Here is a 23,968-nt window from a genome sequence, read left to right as displayed (position 1 = left end):
AACTGTTTCAGCCGTCGGTGTTCGATCCCGTCGCCCGCCAGTTCATCACGGCGTCGCGTACACGGCGTGCAGCGCCGAGTGCTCGCCGGCCGAGCAGCGCAAAGAGCATGATGAACGCACTCTCGGCCGAGCGGTCGTAGCCCATCGCGCGGCGGGCGTAGGCGAACGCGCGCCGGCGCTGGCCGCGTTCGAGCGCGACCCGCGCGTGTGCTCGACACTGCTTTTCGCGGAGACGGCGCTCGATACCGGGGTAGTTCTCGATTTCAGTGTGATACTTCTCCCAGATCATTCGGTTGACCTCGACGCCGTGAGTGAGCTGCTGTGAGATATTGTCCGTGTGGAAGATGCGCTCGACGAGGCGCTCGTCGACGTACTCGAACTCGTATTCCTGGGCGAGGCGGATACAGTGGTCCCAGTCCACCCCACGGGGGAAGTCGGGGTCGAACCCACCCAGCTCGAAACACTCGGCGCGCAGCATGTGGCTCGAATGCGGATGGAGGCCGAATCGAGCGATGACGTCGGGGTAGATGTCGCCGCGGCGCTCGGGGCGATAGACCCGCACTACGCGCTCGCCCTGTTTGACCACTCCACCAGTGTAGACGATACCGACATCCTCGCCCGCGCGCTCGAAGGCCGCGAGCTGTTTCTCGACCTTCTCCTCGTGCCAGCGGTCGTCGTCGTTGAGCACGCAGACGAACTCGCCGTTCGCGAGCTCCGCCGCCCGATTCATGCTCGCCGAAATGCCGCGATTTTCCTCGTTGTGGCGGACGCGCACGCGGTCGTCGTCCTCGTAGGCCGCGAGTCGTTCCGTCGTGTCGTCGGTCGAACCGTCGTCGACGACCACGACCTCGATCTCGTCGTGGCTCTGTTCCAAGACGGTGTCGATGGCCCCGGAAACGTAGTCGGCGCGGTTGTACGTCGGGAGGATAGCGCTGACGAGGGTCATGGACCGGATTCGACCCATCGCGGTGAAAACCCCTCGTGTCGCGGTCGCGGCGTGAACCCAGCCTTAAGTCCCTGAGCGTGTTCCGGGCGGTATGCACGTCTGTATGCTCCTCCCCGAGCGCTTCCCGCCGGACATCCGCGTCCGGAAGGAGGCGTCGGCGCTACGTGCGGCCGGCCACTCCATCACGCTGCTCTGTCGCGGCGGGCCGACCGAGCAGAGCTTCGCGCGCCTCGACGGGATCGACGTCGAGCGCCTGCCCGCCGACCGGCTGTTCGCGGGCCTCTCGGGAGTGGTCGACGGGCTCCGCTACGTCGCGAGCGCCGTCCATCCGGCCTGGCAGCGCGCCGTCCGGGAACTCGATCGACAGAACCCGATCGACGCCCTTCACATCCACGACCTCCCGCTCGTACAGACGGGGCTGGCACTCGGCGAGGAGCTCGGCGTGCCGGTTGTCGCCGACCTCCACGAGAACTACCCGGAGGCGGCCCGGCAGATACAGCAGATGCGTGGCTGGGGCGAGATCGCCCGCGATGCCGAGGCGCTCGTCCAGCGTATCGCCTTCGCACCCTGGCGGCTCAAGCGTCTCGAACGGGAGTGCGTCCGGCGCGCCGATCGCACCGTCACCGTCTGCGAGGAGGCCCGCGCACACTATATCCGCGACTGCGGCGCGGAATCCACCGACATGACGGTCGTCTCGAACACCGTCGATCTCGACGCCTTCGCCGGCGACGTCGAGCCGCCCGCGACGCTCGACCTCGATCCCGAGTCGTTCGTCGTCTCCTACGTCGGCAACTTCACGCGTCACCGCGGGCTCGACACGCTCGTCGAGGGGTTCGCGCGACTCGTCGAGAAAAGCCCCGACGCCGAACTCCTGCTCGTCGGGACGGGCAACGACAACTACGTCGCGGGACTGAAGGCACTCGCGCGCTCGCTCGGCATTCGCGAGCAGGTCACGTTCACCGGCTGGGTCGATTTCGCCGACGTTCCCCGCTATCTGGCCGCGAGCGACGTCTCGGCCGTCCCTCACGCCGCGACGGCACACACCGAGACGACCGTCCCGCACAAGCTCTTCCAGGCGATGGCGATGGGCGTGCCGGTCGTGGCCAGCGACGTCGCGCCGCTCGCGCGCATCGTAAGTCGTACCGACTGCGGGCTCGTCACGCCGGCCGGCGACGGCGACGCGCTCGGCACGGCTCTCACCGAACTCACCGACGAGGGGCGGGCGGACGACTGCGGGGAGAACGGCAGAGCGGCGGTCGAGGACGAGTACAACTGGGCGCGCGACGGCCAGCGGCTGTGTGATCTCTACGACGGACTGCGCGCCGAGGGGTAGCACCGACACACTCACCCCGACGGCCCGACAACCGCCGGCGATGAGTACATCCGACCTTCCCGAGTTCTTCGACGAGTTCACCGAGCGCGACTGGCGGAGCGACGCGGACGGCACGGTCAGGATCGCGATGATCGGTCTCGGCTGGTGGACGCTCGAAAAGGCGCTGCCGGCCGTCGAGCGCTCGGAGCTGTGCGAGACGACGGTGCTCGTCAGCAGCGATGCGGAACGCGCGACGGCGACCGCCGAGCGCCACGAGACGATCGAGGACGGCATCTCCTACGAGGAGTTCCACGACGGGGCGGCCAGCGAGAAGTACGACGCCGTCTACATCGCCACGCCGAACGCCGTCCATCTGCAGTATGCCGAGACGGCCGCCGAGCTCGACAAGGCGATCCTCTGCGAGAAACCGATGGAGGCGAGCGTCGAGCGCGCCGCGGAGCTGGTCGCGGCGTGCGAGTCGGTTCCCCTGATGATCGCCTACCGGATGCAGACCGAGCCGGCCGTCCGGCGGGCGCGCGAACTCGTTCGGGAGGGATTCATCGGCGAGCCCGTCGCGGTCCACGGTGCGATGACCCAGCGCCTGCTCGACATCAACCCCGACACCGACCAGTGGCGGCTCGATCCGGATCTCGCGGGCTACGGCGCGAGCGTGATGGATCTCGGTATCTACCCGCTCAACACCGCCCGCTTCGTCCTCGATTCGGACCCCGTCTCGGTGACGGCCACGATGAGCTCGGATCACGATGCCTTTTCGGACGTGTCCGACGAGCGCGCGAGCTTCCGCGTCGACTTCCCCGACGACGTCTCGACTGTGTGCACGGCGAGTCAGAACGCCGCCCAGTCGAGCCATCTCCGGATCACGGGCACGGAGGGCGAACTCGAACTCGATCCCGTCTTCTTCCCCGACGAACCCCGAAAACTCCGGGTGCGGCGGGGCGATCTCGACGCTACACTCGACTTCGACCAGCGCAGCCAGATGACCGAGGAGTTCGACTACTTCGCCGACCGCGTGCTCTCCGAAACCGAACCACACCCGAACGGCGAGCACGGACTGATCGACATGCGCGCGCTCGAAGCCATCTACGAGGCCGGGGAGAGCGACTCGCCGGTTTCGCTCTGAGCCGGTTCGTTCAGGGCACCGCTACCATTCGGCGACGGAGCCGTCGTCGTGTCGCCAGATCGGGTTGTGCCAGTCGATCTCGCCCGCTTGCTCGCGGACGTGCTCCTCATCGATCTCGATGCCGAGCCCCGGCCCGTCGGGAATCTCGACGAACCCGTTCTCGTAGTCGAACACCGACGGATCAGCGAGATAGTCAAGCACGTCGCTCCCTTTGTTGTAGTGGATCCCGAGGCTCTGTTCCTGGATGATCGCGTTGTGCGCGCAGGCATCGACCTGGAGACACGAGGCGAGCGCGATCGGGCCGAGCGGGCAGTGTGGCGCGAGCGCGACGTCGTGGGCGTCGGCCATGCTTGCGATCTTGTGGACCTCGGTGATGCCGCCGGCGTGTGAGAGGTCGGGCTGGATCACGTCCACGCCGCCGCTTTGGAGCAGGGGCGCGAAATCCGTCCTCGAGTAGTGGCGCTCGCCGATCGCGATCGACGTCGTCGTGTGGGCGGCGATTTCGGGAAGGAGCTCGTCGTGCTCGGGCAGTACGGGCTCCTCGATGAACATCGGGTCGTGTGGTTCGAGCACCGCCGCGAGCCGTTTGGCCATCGGTTTCGCGACCCGGCCGTGGAAGTCGACGCCGATCCCGACCTCGGGACCGACCGCCTCACGGACCGTCGCGAGTCGTTCGCCGACGGCCTCGATCGCGGCCGGCGATTCGATGCGCTGGAACTCGACGGTCGCGTTCATCTTGAGCGCGTCGAATCCCGCGGCGACGCGCTCGCTGGCTGCTTCGGCGACGTCGCTCGGACGATCGCCGCCGACCCAGCTGTACACCTGCATCCGATCTCTGACTGGGCCACCCAAGAGTTCGTGGACGGGCGCGTCGAACTGCTGGCCTTTGAGATCCCAGAGCGCCTGATCGACGCCCGCGATGGCGCTCATCAGCACCGGTCCGCCGCGATAGAACCCGCCGCGGTACATCGCCTGCCAGTGGTCCTCGATCGGATCGGGGTCGGCACCGAGCAGATGGCTCTCGAACAGTTCCTCGACGGCCGCTCTGACCGTGTGTGCTCGCCCCTCGACGACGGGTTCGCCCCAGCCAACGCGCCCATCGCTTGTCTCGACGCGGAGGAACAGCCAGCGTGGCGGGACGGCGAACAGTTCGTAGTCGGTGATCTCGCTCATATCTCTGATCGGTGCGAACGGCTGAAAAACACACCGAGTCGATCAGAGCTGTGGTTCGACCTGTTCGGTGTCGTCGAGATTGCGATTGTGCAGCGCCTCGCCCGTCTCGCTGTCGAACAGGTGGATCGCGTTCTCGGGAAGCCGCGCGATCGCCGGCTGCCCTGCCTCGATGCGTCGCAGCCCGCCGATCGTCGCCACGAACGTCTGTGATTCGTCCATGTCGAGCTCCGATGCGCTCTCGTCGCCCTCGAAGGCGAGATAGACGTTGTTGCCGCTGCCGACCGGCTCGACCACGTCGACAACCGTACGGAAATCGTGCTCCCCATCGCCCTCGACTGCATCGACCAGTTCGATGTCCTCGGGGCGCACGCCGAGGGTCACGTCGGCCGTATCGCCGATGTCTGCGCGCGTGTCCTCCGAGAGCGGATAGTCGAAGTTCTCGCCGACGAGACGTCCGTTTTCCACCGTGGTCTCGAAGAAGTTCATCGACGGCTCGCCGATGAAGCCCGCAACGAACCGGTTTGCGGGTTCGTGGTAGGCTTCGAGCGGCGTGGCGACCTGCTGGAGCCGGCCGTCGTCGAGGATGGCGATCCGATCGCCCATCGTCATCGCTTCGGTCTGGTCGTGGGTCACGTAGACCGTCGTCACGCCGAGGTCCTCCTGCATCCGCTGGAGTTCGGTCCGCATCTGTGAGCGCAGTTTCGCATCGAGGTTCGACAGTGGCTCGTCCATCAGGAACACCGCCGGACTGCGGACGATCGCACGGCCGAGCGCGACGCGCTGCTGTTGGCCACCGGAGAGCTCGCTGGGTGTGCGATCGAGCAGCTGTTCGATGCCCATCATCTCCGCGGCGGATTCGACCTGCTCGCGGATCTCGTCGTCGGGCATCTCCGTGCTCTCTTCGAGCCCGAAACTCATGTTCTCGCGCACGGTCATGTGGGGGTAGAGCGCGTAGCTCTGGAACACCATCGCGATGTCGCGATCGGCGGGCTGGCGATCGTCGATGACGGTCCCGTCGAGACTGATCGTTCCCGACGAGACGGATTCGAGCCCGGCGATCATTCGGAGCGTCGTACTCTTCCCACAGCCCGACGGCCCGACGAGAACGAGGAATTCGCCGTCGTCGATGTCGAGCGAGGCCTCATCGACGGCGATGATGCCGTTGCCGCCGTCGTCGAACCGTTTGGTGACGCCATCGAGACTCAGTTCGGCCATTCGATACCTCCGTTCGCTGGTTGAGATTGTATTTCGATCATCGTTGTCTGTCTACGTTCGGCCGGCAACACCCTGTGCGAACTGATCGCCGAAGATGATGAAGACGAGCAGCGTCGGTAGTGCGGTCAGGAACGCGCCGGCCATCCGCAGCCCGAAATCGACGCCTTCGAGGCTCGTTCCCAGTCCCACGAGCGAGAGCGTCACCGGAGCCGACGGTCCCGTGCCGCCGACGAGGATCAGCGCGAACAGCAGTTCGTTCCAGATCTGTGTGAACTGGTAGATGAGCACTACCGCGAACATCGGTCCCGACAGCGGCAGGACGATCCGGCGGTAGATCTCGAAGACGCCCGCGCCGTCGAGGCGCGCCGCTTCGACCATCTCCTCGGAGAGGCCCATGTAGTAGCCCCTGAACAGCACCGTACTGATGGGGATACCGTAGGCGGTGTGGGTCACGATCAGCTCGATGAGATCCGCGTGATACGGTTCGAGCAATGGTAGTGCCCACAGCGGCGACAGCGCCGTTTCGAGCGGGATCATCGACCAGAACTGTGACAGCGGCACCAGCACGGCCTGGTACGGGATGAACACGCCGGCGACGAACAGCGCGAAGATCGGGATCTGCCCCTTCCAGCTGATCTGTGTCAGTCCATAGGCCGCGAGACTCCCGAACAGCGCGCCGAGCACCGTCGCGGGGATCGTCATCACGAGGCTGTTGACCAACCCCGACGAGAGGGTATCGAACGCCTCCGTCCAGTTGTCGAGGGTGAACCCGTCCGGTCCGGGCGGGAGATACGGCGCGGTGTTGATGACTGCCTCGTTGGTCTTGAACGACGTGACGAGCCCTGCTTCGAGAGGTACGAGGAAGTAGACGGCGATGAGCGCGAGCACTGCGTACAGGAGGATTCGTTTCCCGCCGATCGCATCGCGCAGGTCACTCGTCGACGATTCGCCGTCGGTCGCGTCGGCTGTAACGGGTTCCTGACTCATAGTGCACCCCTGCGGTACTGACTGTAGAGATACGGGATGACGACGAGCAACGCGAGGACGTAGAGCACGATCGCGATCGCCGAGCCGTACGCCCAGTGCTGATTCGAGTACGCTTCACGAACCATCAGCGTCGCGAGGATGTCGGCTCCCGCAGCGGGACGGTACTGGCCGAACAGCGCGTACAGGAAGTCGAACGCTTTGAGCGCACCGATCATCAGCACGACGAGCGCGCTGATGACCGAGCCCCTGAGCTGGGGGATGATGACCCGCCAGTACATCGTGATCGTGCTCGCGCCGTCGATGCGCGCCGCCTCGAAGTGTTCGTCCGGGATCGCCTGCAATCCGGCGAGAAAGACCACCATCGCGTAGCCGCTGAACTGCCAGACCAGCGCGAAGATGACCGCACCGAGCACGAGCTGTGGGTTGCCGATCCAGTCCGGCTGGAGTCCGCCGATGCTCAGCACCGAGTTGATGATGCCGTTGTCGATGTCGTACATCCACGCCCAGAGCTGGGCGGTCACGACGAACGAGAGGCTGAACGGCAGCAGATACACCAGCCGGAACGTGTTCTGCAATCTGAGCGTGCGATCGAGCAGGATCGCGAGCACCAGCCCGAGCACGAGACAGAGTATCGTGAACGCGACCAGCAGGACGAACGTGTTGCGCGCGGCGTCGATGAACGCCTGACTCCCGAACAGTTCGGCGTACTGCTGGAAATCGAGCGCGGAGTAGTCCGGATCACCAAAGCCCTCCATATCCGTCAGCGAGATGAGGAAGTTCCAGCCGATCGCCCCGTAGACGAACAGCCCCATCAGCAAGAATGGTGGGAGCCAGAACGGCAGCGAGCCGACGAACCGGCTGTTGCGCAGCGATCGCAGTCGATCCGACAGGCCTGTGCCGGCCGAGCCACGGCTCACGGTCGCCCCGCCGTCGGTGCGAACCGCGGTCTCGTCGTCACCGGTGTCGCCCACGAGTCGAGTACGGAGGTCGCTCAGCCGTGATCGGATCGACCGTCCCACGTCAGTTCGATCCGGAGACGGCATCGAGCATCCCCTTGGTTGCGGAGTCGAGGTTCCCCGAGCCGAGGAACTCGTTGGTGATCACGCCGTCGATATCCGAGTGGACGTCGGGCAGCACGGCGAGCCCGTGGGCGATCGTCGGCGGCTTGTGCGAGGCCTCGCTGTACTCCTTGATCGTCTTTGTGAGATACGGGCCGAACTTATCGCTCGGGGCATCGGTTCGCGGCGGGATCGACCCCTTGTACTGGTTGAACGCGACCTGTGCCTCGGTCGTGCCCAGATAGGAGAGCCACGTCTTTGCGGCCTCGGGAGCGGGCCCGTCGGCGGGGAACGGGAACGAATCGAGATGCATCCCGTACATGTCCTCGGTACCCGGGAAGGTGACGTTGTTCCAGTCGTCTTCGTACTCGAAGTCGTCCTGGTTGCGGTAGGAGCCGGCGACCCAGTTGCCGTTGTGGACGAAGGCCGCGTTCCCGCTCATGAACTTCTGGTTGGCCTGCGTGAAGCCGATGCTCGACGCGTCGTCGTTGATGTGATCGTAGTAGTTCTGGACGGTCTGGAACGCCTTGCGCACCGCCTTCTCATCGCCCTCGCCGTTGATGTAGTCCATGAATCCCTGGTAGCCGGCCTGTCCCTGCATGACGACCTCCCAGAGCTGGAGCGTCGTGAACGGCGCTTCGAGCCCCTGTGCGAGACCGACGGCGTCGGTGTTCTGCTCGACCTTCTTGAGCGCGGCCGTCAGATCGCTCGGCTTCGAGAAGCTCGTCGGGTCGACACCGGCTTCCTCGACGACCGAGACGTTGTAGAAGAGGTCGTTCATCCGGTGGGAGCCGATCGGCACCGCCACGTATGGCCCCGAGCCGACGGATTTCGAGCTTTCGCCGACCTGCGAGTACTGCTTGGCCTCCTTCGAGTAGTTCTGTTTGAGGTCCTTCGTCCAGATGTCGCTGCTGATGTCGCCGAGGAGCCCGGCGCTGGTGAACTGGACGAGGTTGTTGCCTGGCCAGTCGGCCCACGAGCTGGGGAGGTTGCCGTTCTGTGCGCGGTTCGAGATGGTCGTATCGAGATTGGTGTTGCCGCCGCCGCCGATGGCCTGGAAATTGGTGTTGACGTCGGAATGGGCCTCCTCGAACTTCTCGATGAGGTTGTTGATGGCCTTCTTGCCGTCGCCGCCGGTCCAGCCGTGGAGGACCTGCAGCTTGCCGCCGCCACCGGACGAGCCGCCACCGCTGCTGTTGTTTCCACCGCTCCCGTTCCCTCCACCGCCACCACCGACACAGCCGGCGAGACCGACCATCGCGCCGGCGCTTGCCGCAGCGGTGCCCTTCAGATACGTCCGCCGTGAGTAGTTCGATTCGGAGTCAGACATCGTTCGCCTCAAACGGCGTAACGAACCATCATATACTTTTCGACGGATCGAACGGGCCGCCCGCTGTCGATTTCACGGCTTGATCGACGAAATTTTCCAGGAACCGAATCGTCGCTGGCCCGACGAAGCTACGTTTCGTCGAACGCCGTGGAACAGTGTTCCACGAGCTCGATGCGGCTACGCCGCATCGAACGTCGTGAATCAAGGATTCACGGGCTTGCGGAAGCTTAGTCATTTGGATAACTTCTGAAGATACGGAGCGAGGAATTTCTCGATCCATGAGACGGCGAAACTCAGCCGATCAGTGAGGCGGTCGAACAGATCGGTGACGAGAGCGCGGAATTCCTCCGCGCTCTCGACGATGAGCGGTGAGGCTTCCCAACGGAGACTCTTCCAGACCGGTTCGATCGGATTCAGATCCGGCGAACCAACTGGAAGGAACACCAGATCGATCCCTAGCTGATGCGCGCGCCTGCGCGTGTACGGGCAGATGTGCGAGGAGAAATTATCCAAGACGAGCAGAATCCGCTTGCCCGGATTCTGCTCGCGGATCCGTTCGAGGCACCCACAGATCTTCTCTTTCTCCTGATTTTCGGGGAAGCTCACCACGCTCTCGCCGTTGAGCGCGTAGAAGCCGACCGTTGGTTCGTCGTGACGAACCAGCGGTCGGGTGATGTGGGGATCATCGACGTAGTACATCCGCTGTGAGTTGTCCCACGGCTGTGGATGGGACGTATCGAAAAACCCGAGGACAGTTCCGCCATCGGTGCAAACATCATCGTCAACGATCCAGCCTTCCTCGTCATCACCGTCTTGTTTGTTGTGTGGCTCATCGGCGTCCTCGTCGAACGCGTCTCCGACGCGTTCTTCGAGGATCCCCTCGGCGTTCTCAGGTTGAGAGGGACGCTGTGTTCGTGGAATCGCACGTGAAAGACCGAGCTTTTTGAGGAATCTTCCGAGGTAGGCTGGATGGTACTCAACGTCGAACTTCTCGTTGAGAAGATACTGGATCTCTTGTGATTTCCAGGGCTGACCCTCTCGTAAGAGTTCGAGCAATTGTTCCTGCTCGTCGTCGCCGAGCTTCGGGGGCCTGCCGCCCCCGAAGTTCGGCGTGAGGAGACCGAGTCCACCCTCGTTCCATCGTCGTACCCAGCGAGTCGCGGTTGCAGAGGACCTGCCGACATCGTCGGCAGCGTCCTCAAGCGTTGCGCCTTTGTAGAGTCGTTTAACGAACGTCAGTCGCTTGCTGACTTTTTCGTTGTCGGTTTCGGCGAGTAGCCGATCGAGATCGTCTTCACTGAGATGTCGGACGATCTCCTTGCGACGATCTCCGCTCATGAGATCGCTATCTCACGCGATCTTCATAACTTTCGCTAGGGACTACGCTTCCGCAAACAATTCCTCACCGTCGACCATATGCTCGGCGACGGCATCCATATCGAGCGTCAGTCCGAGTCCCGGTTGCTCGGGGATCTCGATCGCACCCTCCTGGATGACCGATTCCTCGACGAGGTCTGCCCACCAGCCGAGCTGGTAGGAGTGGTACTCGACGGCGAGCGAGTTGGGGATGGCCGCGCCGACATGAGCGCTCGCCATCGTCCCGATGGGTGAGGCGACGTTGTGCATCGCCACCGGCACGTAGTAGCTGTCGGCCATGTCGGCGACTTTTCTCGTCTCGCGCATCCCGCCCATCTTCGGGAGGTCGGGAGCGACGACGTCGACGGCCTGCTCTTCGAGGAGGCGGCGGTAGCCGTGCTTGCGATAGACGTTCTCGCCGGCGGCGATGGGCGTGGTCGTGCCCCGTGTGATTTCGCGCTGGACGTCGTGGTTCTCCGGCGGAACGGGATCTTCGAGCCACCACACATCGTGATCTTCGATCGCCCGCGCGATGCGTTTGGCGCTGCCACCGGTGAACGCCCAGTGACAGTCGAAGGCCGCGTCGGCCCGGCCGTCGAGGCGTTCGGTCACCGCTCTGACGATCTCGGCCTTGTGCTCGATCTCCTTGTTCCGGAGGTGGCGGTTGGCCTTGTCCTTCTCGTGGCCCGAAGGGACGTCGAGATCGAACTTGAGCGCATCGTAGCCCAGTTCCTCGACGACGCGTTCGGCCTCGTCGGCATTCGCCTGCGGGTCTTCCTCCTCGCCCGCGTGGCAATCGCAGTAGACACGCACCGAGTCACGATATTTCCCGCCTAGCAGCTGGTAAGCTGGCAGTTCGAGGATCTTGCCCGCGAGGTCGTGCAGCGCGATCTCGATGCCAGAGATGGCCGTGATGACCGTCCCGCCGATCGAGCCCTCGCCGGACATCTTCTGGACGAGATGCTCGAACAACCGATCGATGTCGAGCGGGTTCTCGCCGACGACGAACGGTGTCATCCGGGCGATGATCTCGGGCACGCCAGCCCCCCAGTAGGCCTCGCCCGTGCCGACGATGCCCGCGTCGGTGTACACTCGCACCAGCGTCCACGGGAAGTTGCCGTCGACCATCGTCGTCTGGACGTCGGTGATCTCGACGTCGCGCCCGCCGCCGCGTTTGGCCCGCACGCCCATCGTCTCCGACGAGAGCTCGCGCATTGTGTACTCGGCGTTCGGATCGTGCAGGTCGGCGTAATCGATTCCCATGGTTCGATGTTTACTCGCATCCTAATAAAACGATGTCGTACCACGTCAATCGAGCGTCGCCAGCCGGTTGAGCGCCGAGACGATCCGCAGGATGGCGGCGGCTTCACCGCGATCGAAGACGAGTTCGTCGGTTCTGATGACGTGATCGAGTACCGCCCGCGAGGCGTGTTCGGGTGCGGCGGCGATCCCCTTCCCGTCGGCGACCCACTCCATCACGCGCAGGTCGGACTTCGAGTCGCCCATCACGAGCGCGAACGGGTCGTCGACGTCGAGCACGTCGAAGGCCGCCTCGACGCCGGCGACCTTATTCAGTTCCAGGCTGCCGACCTCGGCGGCGTCGGCCTCGTAGTAGGCAACGTCGATGCGCTCGAAAGCGTCCGATAGCGCCGCCGGCACGTTGTCGGGATCGCGTTCGGATAGTCGGTCGTGACGTTCGAGCACGCCACGGATCTCGGGGTCGGCCGCGGCGTAGAACGCCCGTGCCCACTTGCTTCCCTCCTCGCTGTCGGTTCCCTCCGCCACGATCGTCCCGAGCAGATCGACGAGGTAGCACAGCCCCCGGTCGATGATCTCCCCGGCCTCCTGACTGCCGGTCTCGGCGTTCGGCTTCAGGGTGACGTTGAACTCGTTGCCTTGGAGATGACATCCTTCGCGAACGCCGTCGGGGGCCTCGGGCAACACGCGCGAGCGAAGCGTGTAGAAGACGTTCTGGATCCGCTCGTCGAGGCGTTCGTAGAGCAGCTTCTTCGTCTCCGAGCCATGGCCGGGCGTGAACACGCCGGTGCCGGCCTCGTAGACGATGCTCAGGGTTCCGGAGTGGACGAGCTCGCTGCCGAGTCCCTGGATGGCGAACCCCTTCACGTTCTCCAGGGTCTGGCCGGTGCAGATGACGACCGGGATGCCCGCCTCGTGGAGTTCGGTCAGATAGTGGAGCGTCTCACGGGGGATCTCGTTGTCGGTGCCGCCCGCGGATCTGAGGGTTTCGTCGACGTCGAGCACGAGGACGTTCACCCCGCGGTCGTGTTTGGTCAGGAGATCGAGCGCGGTGAACGCCTCCTCGCGGCTGGCGTGGGCGGCGATATCCGCGAGCGTTTCGCCGTACTGGAAGGCGTCGCGGATTTTCCCCTTTCGCTCGTCGAGTTCGGTGGCGATCTCCTGGTAGCCTTCGAGCGCAACGCGCGAATCGACTGGCGGGAAGACATCGATGAACCGCTGGTGGTCGCGCAGGCCGTCGGTATCGAACGATTCGTAGAGCTCGTAGAGGAGACCGTAACGGTCCATAGTCGCCCCGGAGGGTGCCGAGCGCATAAGCGTGTTTGCCCGCTCGACTCAGAGCAGCCCCTCGGCGCGGATGGTGGCTTCGAGCGCCGATCGCTCCTCGTCGTCCATTCCACGGAGCGGGCTCCGCAGCGGACCGGCGTCGAAGCCACGCAGCGAGAGTGCGGCCTTCACGCCGGCGAGATACGGCCCGCCCTTGAACGCGTCGCGCACCCGATAGAGGGTGCTCTGGCATTCGCGTGCGTGCTCGATATCGCCCGCCGAGTACGATTCGTGGAGATCGACCAGCAGTTCGGGCAGGGCGTTCGCCACCGCGCTCACGCCACCGGTACAGCCGACGAGCCGCCCGGGGAACTGCAGCGAGTCCGACCCGGCGAGGAAGACGAGGTCGGGGTGGTCGTCGATGGCACGGCTGAGCCAGGGGACGTCCTTGCTCGAATCCTTGACGCCAACGAGCCCGTCGATCTCGGCGAGTGCGTCGAGCGTCGCGTGGCTGAGTGCGTTGCCCGTCTTCGAGGGGATATGATAGACGTAGATCGGGAGCTCGGTGGCCTCGGCGACGCGGCGGTAGTGCTCGACCGCGCCCGTCTCGTCGATCGGGAAGTAGTAGGGCGTGACGACGACGAGCCCGTCCGCGCCGGCCTCGGCGGCGCGTCGAGCGCGTTCGACCGTGTGATACGTGCTCGGCGCACCGACGCCCGCGATGACCGGCACTTCGCTGCCGACCTCGTCGACGACCGCCTCGACGACGCCGGCCTGTTCGTCGCCGTCGAGCAGGGCGAACTCGCCGTTCGTTCCCAGCGGGAAGACGCCGTGAACGCCCCGATCGACGATGAACCGGGCGTGGTCGGCCGTCGTCTCGTAATCGACCGATTCGTCCTCGTCGAACGCCGTCACCATCGGCGGGATGACGCCGCCGAGATCGAGCGGATCGTCGTTCGCAGTCGCGTCGTGGCTCATGGCGTTCGTTCTTGGTGTGTAATCATAAACGTCCGGGGAGCGGATTCCGCAACGCCTACCCTGCCGCTCCCGTAGGTCGATTCATGACACCGGACGTGCTCACGCTCGGCGAAACGATGGTGCTGTTCAGTCCCGACGAACCGGGGCCGACGAAACACCAGCAGACGTTCAAAAAGAGCCTCGGCGGTGCCGAGAGCAACGTCGCGATCGCCCTCTCGCGGCTCGGCAACGACGTGACCTGGCACAGCAAACTCGGCGCGGACCCGCATGGCAACTACATCAACTCGTTCGTCCGTGGCGAGGGGGTCGATACCGCGACCGTCGAATTCACCGACGACGCGCCGACGGGGATCATGTTCAAGGAACGGCGCGCGCTCGGGGAGACCTCGGTCTACTACTACCGCCACGGCTCGGCCGCGAGCACGATGACACCTGACGACCTCCCCGCCGACGCCATCGAAACGGCCGACTATCTCCATCTGACTGGGATCACGCCCGCGCTGAGCGATTCCTGTCGTGAGGCGACCTTCGCAGCTGTCGAGCGCGCACGTGAGGCGGGGACGACGATATCGTTCGACCCGAACATCCGCCACAAGCTCTGGGAGAGCGACGAGGAGATGCGACGAACGCTGCTCACGCTCGTCGAGAAGAGCGACATCGTCCTTCCCGGTATCGAAGAGGGACGAACCCTGTTCGATACTGACACACCTGACGAGATCGCGAACGCGTGTCGTGATCGGGGGGCTGCCATCGCGGTCGTCAAGCTCGGTGCCGAGGGTGCGCTCGTCGACGACGGAGAGGTGACTCGCGTACCGGGATACGAGGTCGAGCGCGTCGTCGATCCCATCGGCGCTGGCGACGGGTTCGCCGCCGGCTTCCTCGACGGTCGCCTCCGCGGGTTCGGGGCGGTCGAGGCGACGAAACGCGCCAACGCCGTCGGCGCGTTCGCCACGACCGTGACCGGCGATGTCGAGGGGCTGCCCACCGAGCACGAACTCGACGTGTTCCTCGGCGAACGCGAGGCGCTACGGCGGTAGGCGTCGCCGTTCCGTTCGAAATCGTCGCCGACGACTACCGGCGACGCTCCTGAAGCCGTTCGAGCAGTTCCAGCAGTCGCGCATGGCCAACCGGTGCGTACGCAACTGCGAGGAGGGCGAGCGCACGCGGGTCGCGCTCGCCGGCGACGACCGCTCGCCGGAGTTCGTGCCGTGCCTCCGAACTCCTGCCGGCGCGCAGCAGTCGCTTGCCGTACTTGTACTGCGCCTTGCGTTCGAGCGCTGCGCGGTGGACCGCAAGATCGGGCAGTCGATCCGCGAGATCGTCGATAACGGCCAGTTCGGTCTCGTACATCAGTTCGAGATCGGAGCTCATCGATCCTTCCCGGCGGGTGTAGCACGCGAGCGGCTCGGCCACGCGCGCAGGTCGATAGCGGGCGAACAGCCGCGCCCAGAGGTGGCGATCTTCGGCAACTGGCAGACGTTCGTCGAAGCGCTCGTCGGCGAAACACTCCCGGCGGGCGAGCACGGTCGGCATCGGCACGCCACCCTCGTAGAGGAAGTCGATATGGTGGGTCTCGGGATTGCGGACCGGCAGCGCGGACTGGCGGCGTTTTTCACCGTCCTCGACGAGATAGACGTCTGAGTAGACGACGTCGGCACCGTCGGCGACGGCCGCGAGCTGTCGGTCGAGTTTTTCGGGCAGCCAGCGATCGTCGGCATCGAGAAAGGCGACCATCTCGCCGGTGGCGGCATCGAGCCCGCGATTGCGCGCCGCCGCGAGGCCGCTGGGCTCCTGGAACATGTAGGTGAACCCCTCGACACGGGCGGCGAGGTCGCGCAGCCAGGTCACGTCGGAGCTATCGACGACGATCAGTTCGACGTTTCCGTGGGTCTGAGCCGCGATGGATTCGAGCGCTGGGCCGAGATACTCGCTGTCGCCGTAGGTCGGGACTATCACCGACACGGGCGGTCCCTCGCCCTCTTGGAGCGATTCGGGCAGCGAGACCGCTGGATCGGGCATCGCCGTCCCTGGTCGGGCGGCTCGCTTGAACGTTTGGAGTCCACTCGACGAGCGTCGGCGACGGAAAGGTACTAACCGACGTGGTGAGGACACGGAAGCGAATGCGGGACGTGCTGCTCATCACCGTCGATTCCCTCCGAGCCGATCACCTCTCGGCGGCCGGCTACGAGCGAGAAACGACGCCGTCAGTCGATCGACTCGCGGCGAACGGGCATCGGTTCACGAACGCCTTCGCTCACGCCTGCGCGACCCGCGCGTCGTTTCCGTCGATTCTCACTTCGTCGACCGCCCTCATGTACGGCGGCTACGAATCGCTCTCCGAGAACCGAACCCTCGTCACCGAGGCGCTCCCCGCCGCCTACCGGTCGGGGGGCTTTCATTCGAACCTCTATCTCTCGGCGGAGTTCGGCTACTCCCGAGGGTTCGATTTTTTCTTCGACTCGAAGACCGACCCATCGCCGACGGCCCGGGTGAAAGGAGCTGTTGAAGAGCGTCTCGACGAGGACGGCTGGCTCTACGGCGTCCTCTCGCGAGCGGTCGACACGGCCGAAAAGGAAGCCGGCGTCAACGTCGGGTCGGCATACGTCCGGGCCGACGACATCACCGAGAAGGCCATCGATTGGGCCGAGAACGAGCGCGATGGCCCCCGATTCCTCTGGACGCACTACATGGACGTCCACCACCCCTATCGCCCGCCCGAGCGCCACCAGCGCGCGCTCGGCATCGATCCCGTTCCCGAGCGTGAGGCGATCAAGCTCCGCCGGAAGATGATCGAGGCCCCCGCCGAAATCACCGACGACGAACGCGAGACGCTGATCGACCTCTACGACGCCGAGATCCGCTTCACCGATGCGGAGATCGGTCGATTGGTCGAGCACGTTCGGGTGGCCTGGGGCGACGACACGATGGTGATCGTCACCGCCGATCACGGTGAAGCGTTCGGTGAGCACGGCGGCTACAGTCACACCCAGACTTTCCACGACGAGGTGCTCCACGTCCCGTTGATCGTGAATTGTGGAAGTGACGGTCCGGCGACCACTCACGACGAACTGGTCGGGCTGGCCGACGTCACGCCGACCATCATCGATTATGTGGATGGCGAGCAGTCGAATTCGTTCGTCGGCCACAGTCTCCGCCCGCTGCTCGACGGCGAGGGCGACTGGCCGCGAGAGCACGTCGTCGGCGACTGGGCCGACGGCAACCGTGGCGGCGGCGAGCGTCGCTTCGCCTACCGCGACCGGCGCTGGAAGTACATCGAGCGCGGCGACGGGCACGTGCTCTACGACCTCGCGGCCGATCCCGGCGAACATGAGAACGTCGCCGACGGCCATCCAGAGGTGTGCGAGCGGCTTCGCGGCGTGCTCGACGACCATCGGGAACGGGTCGCGGCGAGCGCCGACGACATTCGGACTGTGGAGATGGACGAGAGTACCAAGAAACGCCTTCGCGATCTCGGCTACGCGGAGTGAGCGGCAGCGATGCGCATCGGACAGACGTCGATCGTCAACTTCCTCTCCCAGATCGCCACCTCGGTCTTCGGCTTCGTCGTCACCGTCTATCTCGCCCGCGAGCTCGGCGACGCGGTGCTCGGCAACTACTTCCTGGTGGTCTCCGTGCTGGTCTGGCTGAAAGTGCTCGGCGGGCAGGGCATCCAGATGGCCATCCGAAAGCGCGTGAGCGAGGGGGAATCGGAGGGGGCGTTCTTCGGTGCGGGGCTCGCCGTCCAGCTGGCCGCGTTCGTCGTGCTCGCCGGCGGTGTGCTCGTCTTCCGCGAGCCACTCAACGAGTACCTCAGAACCGATGCGGCGTTCGGACTGCTCGCGCTGCTCGCGACTGGCCTGCTCCTCTGGCAGGTGCGCGCGGCGCTCGAAGGCCGCCATCGGGTAGCGCTCTCCTCGCTGCTCGGCCCGTTCGACCGCACCGCCCGTGGCGCGCTCCAGATCGGCGTCGTGGCGGTCGGCTTCGGCACTGTGGGTTGGCTTCTGGGCGGATACGTCGTCGCGGAGCTGCTAACGGGGCTCATCGGCCTCTCGCTGCTCGCCATCCGTCCGCGGCTGCCGACCCGCGAGCAGCTCCGAAGCCTGCTGGAGTACGCCAAATACTCCTGGTTTTCCGGCATCGAATCGCGCACCTTCGCCTCGATGGACACGCTCGTGCTCGCGATCCCTGCCTTCGCGATCTCGTCGGGCCAGATCGGCGTCTACGAGGTCGCTTGGAACCTCGCGTCGGTGCTCGCGGTGTTCGGAGCGTCGGTCAGCACGACGCTGTTCCCGGCGATCAGCGAACTGTCGAGCGCCGGCGAGGACGGTATCGAGGGACTCATCGACGACGCGGTGGCCTACTCCGGACTGTTCGTCATTCCCGGTCTCGTCGGCTGTGCTGTCGTCGGCCGGCGCGTGCTCGCCATCTACGGCGCGGAGTTCACCCGCGGCTACACGATCCTGCTCGTGCTCGTGGCCGCCAGACTGCTCTACGTCTACCAGTCCCAGTTCACGAACGTGCTCGCGGCGATCGACCGGCCCGACAGCGCCTTCCGGGTCAACGTCACCTTCGTCGCCACCAATCTCGTGCTCAACGTGGCGCTCGTCGCGCTCGTCGGCTGGCTCGGCGCGGCCGTCGCCACCGCGACCTCGGCGACGGTCGGACTGGTGCTCTCGTACTGGTATCTCCGACAGTACGTCACGATCCCCATCCCCGTCGGCGAGTTGGCGAGTCAGGTGCTCGCCGCCGTCGCGATGGGGGCCGTCGTCTTCGTCGCGCGCGGGTTCGCCGGTGCGGGCGTCGCGTGGACGGTCGCGCTGGTCGCCGTCGGCGGTGGGGCCTATTTCGCCACGTTGACCGTGCTCTCGCGGCGCTTCCGGGCGACCGTCCGGCGGAACCTACCGGCTGTGGGATAACCGTCGACATCTATTGTATGGTGAAAGCCGAAGGCGTTTGGCGCTGCGACGCGATTTCGGGACAATGACGTTCGCCGACTGGCTCGCCGAGACCGGAGCGCGGGTCGAAAGCGATGGAATGGCTGGCGTCTGCACGAGTGCCTATGAACTGTGGATCGGCGCGCTCCGCCGGACCAACCGCTTCGCCGACCCCGGCGTCAATATCTACGACCGCCCGTGGGACGCGCTCGTGATCCTCGACGGCTGTCGCGCCGACGTTCTCCACGGCATCGCTCACGAATACGAGTTCCTCGATAACCCGGGCATCCACCGCTCGCCCGGCTCGACCTCCTACGAATGGATGGAGCGGACGTTCACCGAGGAATATCGCAAGGAGATGGAACGGACCGTGCAGGTTACCGCGAACCCACATTCCCAGCGGTTTTTCGACGATGATGATTTTCGAAAACTTGATCCAGTCTGGCGTGACGCATGGGACGAAACTCGCGGAACAGTACTCGCACGTTCGGTAACGGACCGTGCTATCGTCGCTGGCCGTGAGGTAGCCGGAACTGATGACCGTCTTCTCGTTCATTACATGCAGCCACACTTCCCTTCCGTTCCCGCACCACTTATGAACGGAGTTGGTCTCGATGATTGGCTCGATGGGTCCGAGCATGCGTGGCAGGGCTTACGTCGAGGAGAGTTCACCGAACGCGACGTTTGGCAGTCATACGTGGAAAACCTCCGATATGTCCTCGACGATGTGGCGATTCTTCTCGAAAACCTCGATGCCGAGCGCGTCGCTATCACCGCAGACCACGGTAACGCCAAGGGTGAGTGGGGTATCTATGGCCACCCGAACGTTCCCCTGAACGTACTTCGGGAAGTTCCATGGTTCGTGACAAGCGCGACCGATCACCGGACGCGCGATCCTGATGTAGACTCAATGACTGGTGCGGAACCGTCCGACGAAACCGTTGCCGAGCGACTCGAAGCACTCGGCTATGCAGACGAAGGTACGTAATATATGGGATATTATTTACGCGTATCCGAGTGATTCGAGCCGTTGCTGAATTACAGACGATGTTGTGGCCGTTTCCTCAACGGTGCGACGTTGAATCCGTTTTCGATGGGTTGCAAGACGGTTCCGGAATTTCTCCATACTGGCCGTATGCTCGCCATCTCTCTCACTGACGATCTCAGCCATCGAGAGGCCGTCTGGTGTTTCGTATCCGTATCCCGATGCTGTTGCGACGCCGGCCAGTTCATGATCGGCTTCCGATGGGTCTCCACCGTTGGCGGCGACTCGTGCAGCGCTTCGACGGTTGATACCGTGGTGTTCCGCGAAACAAGCGTACGACTCGTCGGTAGTACTGTCCGACTGCTTGGCTACCCATTCGCCGACCGATTCGGTTGGAAGAACTCGGCCATCCGATGGAGCGTCCTCCTCCATCAGTGTCAATATCGTTTGGTGAACATCGAGAAGGCTAGTTGGCGCGGCACACTGCTGGTCGGGAACACCCTCTCCCGAAATGATGCACGGTACGTGTGTGAGAGCGGGATACACTCCGTAAGCATGCTGCCAGACGCCGTGTTCACCGAACATCTCTCCGTGATCGCTGAGCGTGACGATGTAATCGAAATCCTCACGGAGCACCGAAAAGATCTCCTCGTAAACATCGGCGAGATAACGGACACTATCGTCGTAAGCCCGCTCCAGGATTGCGGAATCGATGGGTGGACCCTCGCCAAGGGTTGCGGCGAGACCGTTGTAGTTATCACCGTCCTGTAACGAATCGCTATCGGATCGTCGATACGATTGGGGTGGTTCGTATGGCCAATGAGCCTCCATTAGGTTGACGAAGAGGAACTCGTCGCTACCGAAGGTGGTCTCTCGAACGAATTCAAGCGTTTCACTCGCACCATCGTCATCGGGCTGTTCGGAAATACCGAGATCTCGGAGTTTGAGCAACGCACCACGTTTTATCGACGGCCATGTCGCACAGTCTTCAGTGACGCAACGCCGAAGCCCGGTGAGATACCGCCGTGGCCCGCGGTTGCGTGTTTCCGTGACGAACGTTTCCCAGTCGAAGGTGTCTGTGTCGAGGTTCTGTACTCGCCAACCGCCATCGAAGAAATCGAAGCCACGGTCGAACGCAAAGGGGGCAGTGATGTTGACGTTGTTCGAAAATCCACGTGTCGTGTGGTCGGCTTCGCTGAGTGTCTCGGCTAGCGTAGGCTCCGAACAATCGAGTGTCGTGTTCCCGGCGTGAACACCGATCTCGCTCGGATATTTTCCGGTGAACAACGATGCGTGCACGGGAACTGTCCACCTTCCGGTCGACCACATGTTCTCGAACCGTATTCCCGATAGCCAGTCGAAATGACGTTGAAACGCATCGTATCGGAGTGTATCCAACACCACCAGCGCAACGTTCATCACTACCGCTATCGTCCGGCTCTGTATTACTCTTTCTCCACGCTCGATTTCGGATACTCGGCGACGCTCTCGTGCTCCCAGATCAGGTCGAAGTAGCGCTTGAGGCCCGCGACGAAGGAGCCGTTCTCGGTGAGCGCGGCCTGTCGCATCGACAGCGGGACGTCCTTCTCTTCGACGAGAAGGATCGCCCGCCCGCTCTCGTAGTCCATGCTCGGATCGGCGAGCGTCCCCCGCCACGGCAGTTTCTCGGTGCTGAACCGGATGCCGACGGTCGGATACTCGCTCTCGATGCGGTCGACGAGATCGGCTTGGATCGCGGCGTTGTCGGCGTCGAGCTGGTCGGGATGAAGCAACAGTACCGCAATATCGATGTCGCGCTCGACGGCATTGGCCAACGCCGGCGCGACGGTATCGAGATACTCGAAGCTCTTGGAGATAATGCGGAGCTGCTCGTCGGCCTCGTGGTAGAGCCGTCGGGTCGCGGACTCGCTCGGTTCGCCAACGTCGACGACCGAGAACAGCTCTTCAGTAGGGGTCACGTCCTCGCTCGCGCGCTCGTAGCGGGGCTCGAACTCCTCCAGAAAGGCCGCGCGCTGTTCGTCGAGATCGGCACGAAATCCCTCGTACTCCTGGCGTCGGTTCTCGACGGCGCGTTCGAGGATCGTCTCGGGCGAGCGGGGCTGGTAGCGTTTCGGCCGTTCGGGGATCACCTTCACGAACCCGCGATCGGCGAGTGCGTCGAGAACGCCATAGACGCGGGCTTTGGGGATACCCGTGCTCTCGGCGAGCGTCGGAGCAGTCGTTCGACCCAGGGTGAACAGCTCGGTCAGCGCCCGTTCTTCGTAGTCGGTGAGACCGACTCTGTCGAGGGTCCCGGTTGGATCGCTCATGATCGCCCTCCGGCGGGCGGGGTTGTAAACGCGGCGTCGGGGAAAGCTATTTAATACTGCGGCATGATCGGTTACTCGGAGAGCGAGTAACTATGGAACCCGACACGTCAACCGACGATGAACATCTCGCGGACGTCCCGGACGGCTGTGGCTGCACCGAGATCTGGGAGCATCTGAGCGAACAGCGCGACGAGGACTGAGCGGCCGACACGCGTGACGCGAGTGCCAAAGGGTTTTGCGCGTGGCCTGCCGAGAGCGGGCAATGGCCGATCGCGGTGACGTCTGCGTCCTGATCCCTACCTTCGACGAGGCCGCGACCATCGGCGGCGTCATCGACGGCTTCATCGAGCGCGGCTTTTCCAACGTGCTCGTCGTCGATGGCCACTCGGACGACGGCACGCGAGAACTTGCCCGCGAACACGGCGCGCGCGTCATCGAACAGTCCGGACAGGGGAAGGGTGCTGGCAAGGGCCAGGCCGTTCGCGAGGGGATCGACCACTCGACGGCCCCCTACATCCTGATGCTCGATGGCGACGGCACCTACCGCCCGGCCGACGCCGAGGCGCTGCTCGACCCACTTCTCGCCGGCGAGGCCGACCACGTTATCGGTGATCGATACGCCGACATGGCCGACGGCGCGATGACACGGTTCAACGGATTGGGCAATCGCCTCATCAACCGTGCCTTCCGCACCGTCCATGGTCGCGACGTCGGCGACGTCCTCAGCGGCTATCGTGCCTTCACCCGCGAGTCGTTCGAGCGCTGCCGACCGACGGCCGAGGGGTTCGGCATCGAGACGGAACTCGCCGTCGAGTGCGTCAAACACGGCATCCCAACGAGAGTCGTCCCGATCACCTACCGCGCCCGGCCCGCCGAGTCGGAGACGAACCTCCGGCCCGTGCGCGACGGCGCGCGCATCCTGCTCACGCTCTATCGCCTTGCCAAGACGAACAACCCGCTCTTTTACTTCGGGAGCGCCGGCGCGCTCTCGGGGTTCGTCGGCGCGATTCTGGCCGCCTACGTCCTCGTCGAGTGGCTCACCCTTCGCATCTCCCACGAGGTGCTCGCGGTTGCGGCGGCCTTCGCGGTCATCGTCGGCGTCCAGCTGGTGATGTTCGGCGTGCTCTCGGACATGATCCTCGCGATCAATCGCGAGCAGACGCGCCGTTTCGAGGGACTCGTCGCGAACGCACGGGACGATTCGGGATCGGTGGCCGAAAACGAGCCGCGAGCCGAGCGCGCTCGCGTGGACGACCGGCGTGGGCGTGTGAGCGGGCGGGCGGGCGAGCGGGACTAGAAGAGCGAGCGGAGCCGCCCCAGAATTCCGGTAGAGGACGAACGGCGGTGGCGCTCGAAGACCGGATGGAGCGCGTCGTGTAGTTCCCCCGCGGAGTCGAACTGGTCTTGATCCGCACGGTCGAGCGCCGTCGAGAGCGCGAGCCCGTTGCCGGCGGGGTCACAGGGGATCTCGGGGTCGTCGAGCACGCGGACCAGTTCCGCCGAGCCGATGGGATAGGAGATATCGGCGCGGTCGAGGCGCTCGGCGAGCGCGGCGATGCCGAACGCGAGGCTCTCCGGCTCGTCGGCGTCGTCCTGTGGCGGTCTGACACCCATGACCGGACGTAACGACCGAGCAACGAAAAACCTGCGGCACGAGCGCTCGTCGCTCCCGTCCGCGAATCGGCGGGGAGACAGGGTGAAGGTTTATTCGCCCGCCACCG

Annotated in this window: 21 protein-coding genes; 7 read left to right on the top strand and 14 right to left on the bottom strand. The window is 64.5% G+C overall.

From position 1 onward, the window contains the following. Positions 1-7 precede the first annotated feature (7 nt). Positions 8-946, bottom strand: coding sequence for a glycosyltransferase family 2 protein (locus MUK72_RS10730; RefSeq protein WP_244700220.1), 939 nt, complete (start codon positions 944-946; stop codon positions 8-10). Positions 947-1,037: 91 nt separating this feature from the next. Between MUK72_RS10730 and MUK72_RS10725 the strand changes: the two genes are divergently transcribed. Both MUK72_RS10725 and gfo6 read left to right on the top strand, forming a co-directional pair. After that, on the top strand, positions 1,038-2,279 hold the full coding sequence (locus MUK72_RS10725; RefSeq protein WP_244700217.1) for a glycosyltransferase family 4 protein: 1,242 nt from the start codon (positions 1,038-1,040) through the stop codon (positions 2,277-2,279). A 40-nt stretch (positions 2,280-2,319) separates the two neighbouring features. Continuing rightward, positions 2,320-3,399, top strand: a complete 1,080-nt coding sequence (gfo6, locus tag MUK72_RS10720) for a D-xylose 1-dehydrogenase Gfo6 (RefSeq protein ID WP_244700214.1) — start codon at positions 2,320-2,322, stop codon at positions 3,397-3,399. Positions 3,400-3,420: 21 nt separating this feature from the next. Here gfo6 and dgoD read toward each other — a convergent pair whose 3' ends face one another. From dgoD to MUK72_RS10675, 9 genes are all read right to left on the bottom strand, one after another. Continuing rightward, the gene (gene dgoD / locus MUK72_RS10715) at positions 3,421-4,572 is read right to left on the bottom strand and encodes a galactonate dehydratase (protein WP_244700211.1); all 1,152 of its coding nucleotides are present in this window, start codon (positions 4,570-4,572) and stop codon (positions 3,421-3,423) included. Positions 4,573-4,614: 42 nt separating this feature from the next. Further along, positions 4,615-5,787: an ABC transporter ATP-binding protein gene (locus tag MUK72_RS10710; RefSeq protein ID WP_244700208.1), complete on the bottom strand. Its 1,173-nt coding sequence runs from the start codon at positions 5,785-5,787 to the stop codon at positions 4,615-4,617. A 51-nt stretch (positions 5,788-5,838) separates the two neighbouring features. Beyond that, positions 5,839-6,774 (bottom strand): carbohydrate ABC transporter permease, encoded by a 936-nt coding sequence (locus tag MUK72_RS10705; protein WP_244700205.1) that lies wholly within the window; start codon positions 6,772-6,774, stop codon positions 5,839-5,841. After that, a complete protein-coding gene (locus MUK72_RS10700) occupies positions 6,771-7,817 on the bottom strand; it encodes a carbohydrate ABC transporter permease (protein ID WP_244700202.1) in 1,047 nt (348 codons plus the stop codon). Before MUK72_RS10700 ends, MUK72_RS10705 begins: the two co-directional genes overlap by 4 nt. Then, entirely contained in the window at positions 7,795-9,162 is a 1,368-nt protein-coding gene (locus MUK72_RS10695; RefSeq protein WP_244700199.1) for an ABC transporter substrate-binding protein, read from the bottom strand. The genes MUK72_RS10700 and MUK72_RS10695 overlap by 23 nt, the downstream gene beginning before the upstream one ends. Positions 9,163-9,393: 231 nt before the next feature. Continuing rightward, complete coding sequence (locus tag MUK72_RS10690) at positions 9,394-10,500, bottom strand: IS630 family transposase (protein ID WP_244700196.1); 1,107 nt, start codon at positions 10,498-10,500, stop codon at positions 9,394-9,396. Positions 10,501-10,542: 42 nt separating this feature from the next. Then, on the bottom strand, positions 10,543-11,781 hold the full coding sequence (locus MUK72_RS10685) for a mandelate racemase/muconate lactonizing enzyme family protein (protein ID WP_244700193.1): 1,239 nt from the start codon (positions 11,779-11,781) through the stop codon (positions 10,543-10,545). Positions 11,782-11,826: 45 nt separating this feature from the next. Continuing rightward, complete coding sequence (locus tag MUK72_RS10680; RefSeq protein ID WP_244700191.1) at positions 11,827-13,062, bottom strand: HAD family hydrolase; 1,236 nt, start codon at positions 13,060-13,062, stop codon at positions 11,827-11,829. A gap of 48 nt (positions 13,063-13,110) precedes the next feature. Then, positions 13,111-14,019, bottom strand: coding sequence for a dihydrodipicolinate synthase family protein (locus MUK72_RS10675; protein ID WP_244700189.1), 909 nt, complete (start codon positions 14,017-14,019; stop codon positions 13,111-13,113). 83 nt (positions 14,020-14,102) lie between these two features. Between MUK72_RS10675 and MUK72_RS10670 the strand changes: the two genes are divergently transcribed. Beyond that, the gene (locus MUK72_RS10670; RefSeq protein ID WP_244700184.1) at positions 14,103-15,056 is read left to right on the top strand and encodes a sugar kinase; all 954 of its coding nucleotides are present in this window, start codon (positions 14,103-14,105) and stop codon (positions 15,054-15,056) included. A 34-nt stretch (positions 15,057-15,090) separates the two neighbouring features. Here MUK72_RS10670 and MUK72_RS10665 read toward each other — a convergent pair whose 3' ends face one another. After that, positions 15,091-16,038: a glycosyltransferase family 2 protein gene (locus MUK72_RS10665; RefSeq protein ID WP_244700181.1), complete on the bottom strand. Its 948-nt coding sequence runs from the start codon at positions 16,036-16,038 to the stop codon at positions 15,091-15,093. Positions 16,039-16,139: 101 nt separating this feature from the next. On the opposite strand from MUK72_RS10665, the gene MUK72_RS10660 reads away from it, so the two are divergent. From MUK72_RS10660 to MUK72_RS10650, 3 genes are all read left to right on the top strand, one after another. After that, positions 16,140-17,507: a sulfatase family protein gene (locus tag MUK72_RS10660; protein ID WP_244700178.1), complete on the top strand. Its 1,368-nt coding sequence runs from the start codon at positions 16,140-16,142 to the stop codon at positions 17,505-17,507. A gap of 9 nt (positions 17,508-17,516) precedes the next feature. Continuing rightward, positions 17,517-18,935 carry an oligosaccharide flippase family protein gene (locus tag MUK72_RS10655; protein ID WP_244700175.1) on the top strand — a complete coding sequence of 473 codons (1,419 nt, stop codon included), beginning with the start codon at positions 17,517-17,519 and terminating at the stop codon, positions 18,933-18,935. 64 nt (positions 18,936-18,999) lie between these two features. Beyond that, positions 19,000-19,941: a hypothetical protein gene (locus MUK72_RS10650; protein WP_244700172.1), complete on the top strand. Its 942-nt coding sequence runs from the start codon at positions 19,000-19,002 to the stop codon at positions 19,939-19,941. Between the two features lie 15 nt (positions 19,942-19,956). Here the strand turns inward: MUK72_RS10650 and MUK72_RS10645 are convergent, their stop codons facing one another. Further along, entirely contained in the window at positions 19,957-21,357 is a 1,401-nt protein-coding gene (locus MUK72_RS10645; RefSeq protein WP_244700169.1) for a sulfatase-like hydrolase/transferase, read from the bottom strand. A 26-nt stretch (positions 21,358-21,383) separates the two neighbouring features. Next, on the bottom strand, positions 21,384-22,247 hold the full coding sequence (locus tag MUK72_RS10640; RefSeq protein WP_244700166.1) for a TrmB family transcriptional regulator: 864 nt from the start codon (positions 22,245-22,247) through the stop codon (positions 21,384-21,386). 262 nt (positions 22,248-22,509) lie between these two features. On the opposite strand from MUK72_RS10640, the gene aglJ reads away from it, so the two are divergent. Beyond that, positions 22,510-23,544, top strand: coding sequence for an S-layer glycoprotein N-glycosyltransferase AglJ (gene aglJ, locus MUK72_RS10635; protein WP_244700163.1), 1,035 nt, complete (start codon positions 22,510-22,512; stop codon positions 23,542-23,544). Here the strand turns inward: aglJ and MUK72_RS10630 are convergent. Further along, the gene (locus tag MUK72_RS10630) at positions 23,541-23,861 is read right to left on the bottom strand and encodes a hypothetical protein (protein ID WP_244700160.1); all 321 of its coding nucleotides are present in this window, start codon (positions 23,859-23,861) and stop codon (positions 23,541-23,543) included. The two genes, aglJ and MUK72_RS10630, sit on opposite strands and share 4 nt — an antisense overlap. Positions 23,862-23,968: the final 107 nt, after the last annotated feature.

The sequence above is a fragment of the Halococcus dombrowskii genome, assembly GCF_022870485.1.
GTDB classification, from domain to species: Archaea; Halobacteriota; Halobacteria; order Halobacteriales; family Halococcaceae; genus Halococcus; species Halococcus morrhuae.
Note: the sequence above shows the minus strand (reverse complement) of the source record. Positions and strands in the feature narration are given on the sequence as shown.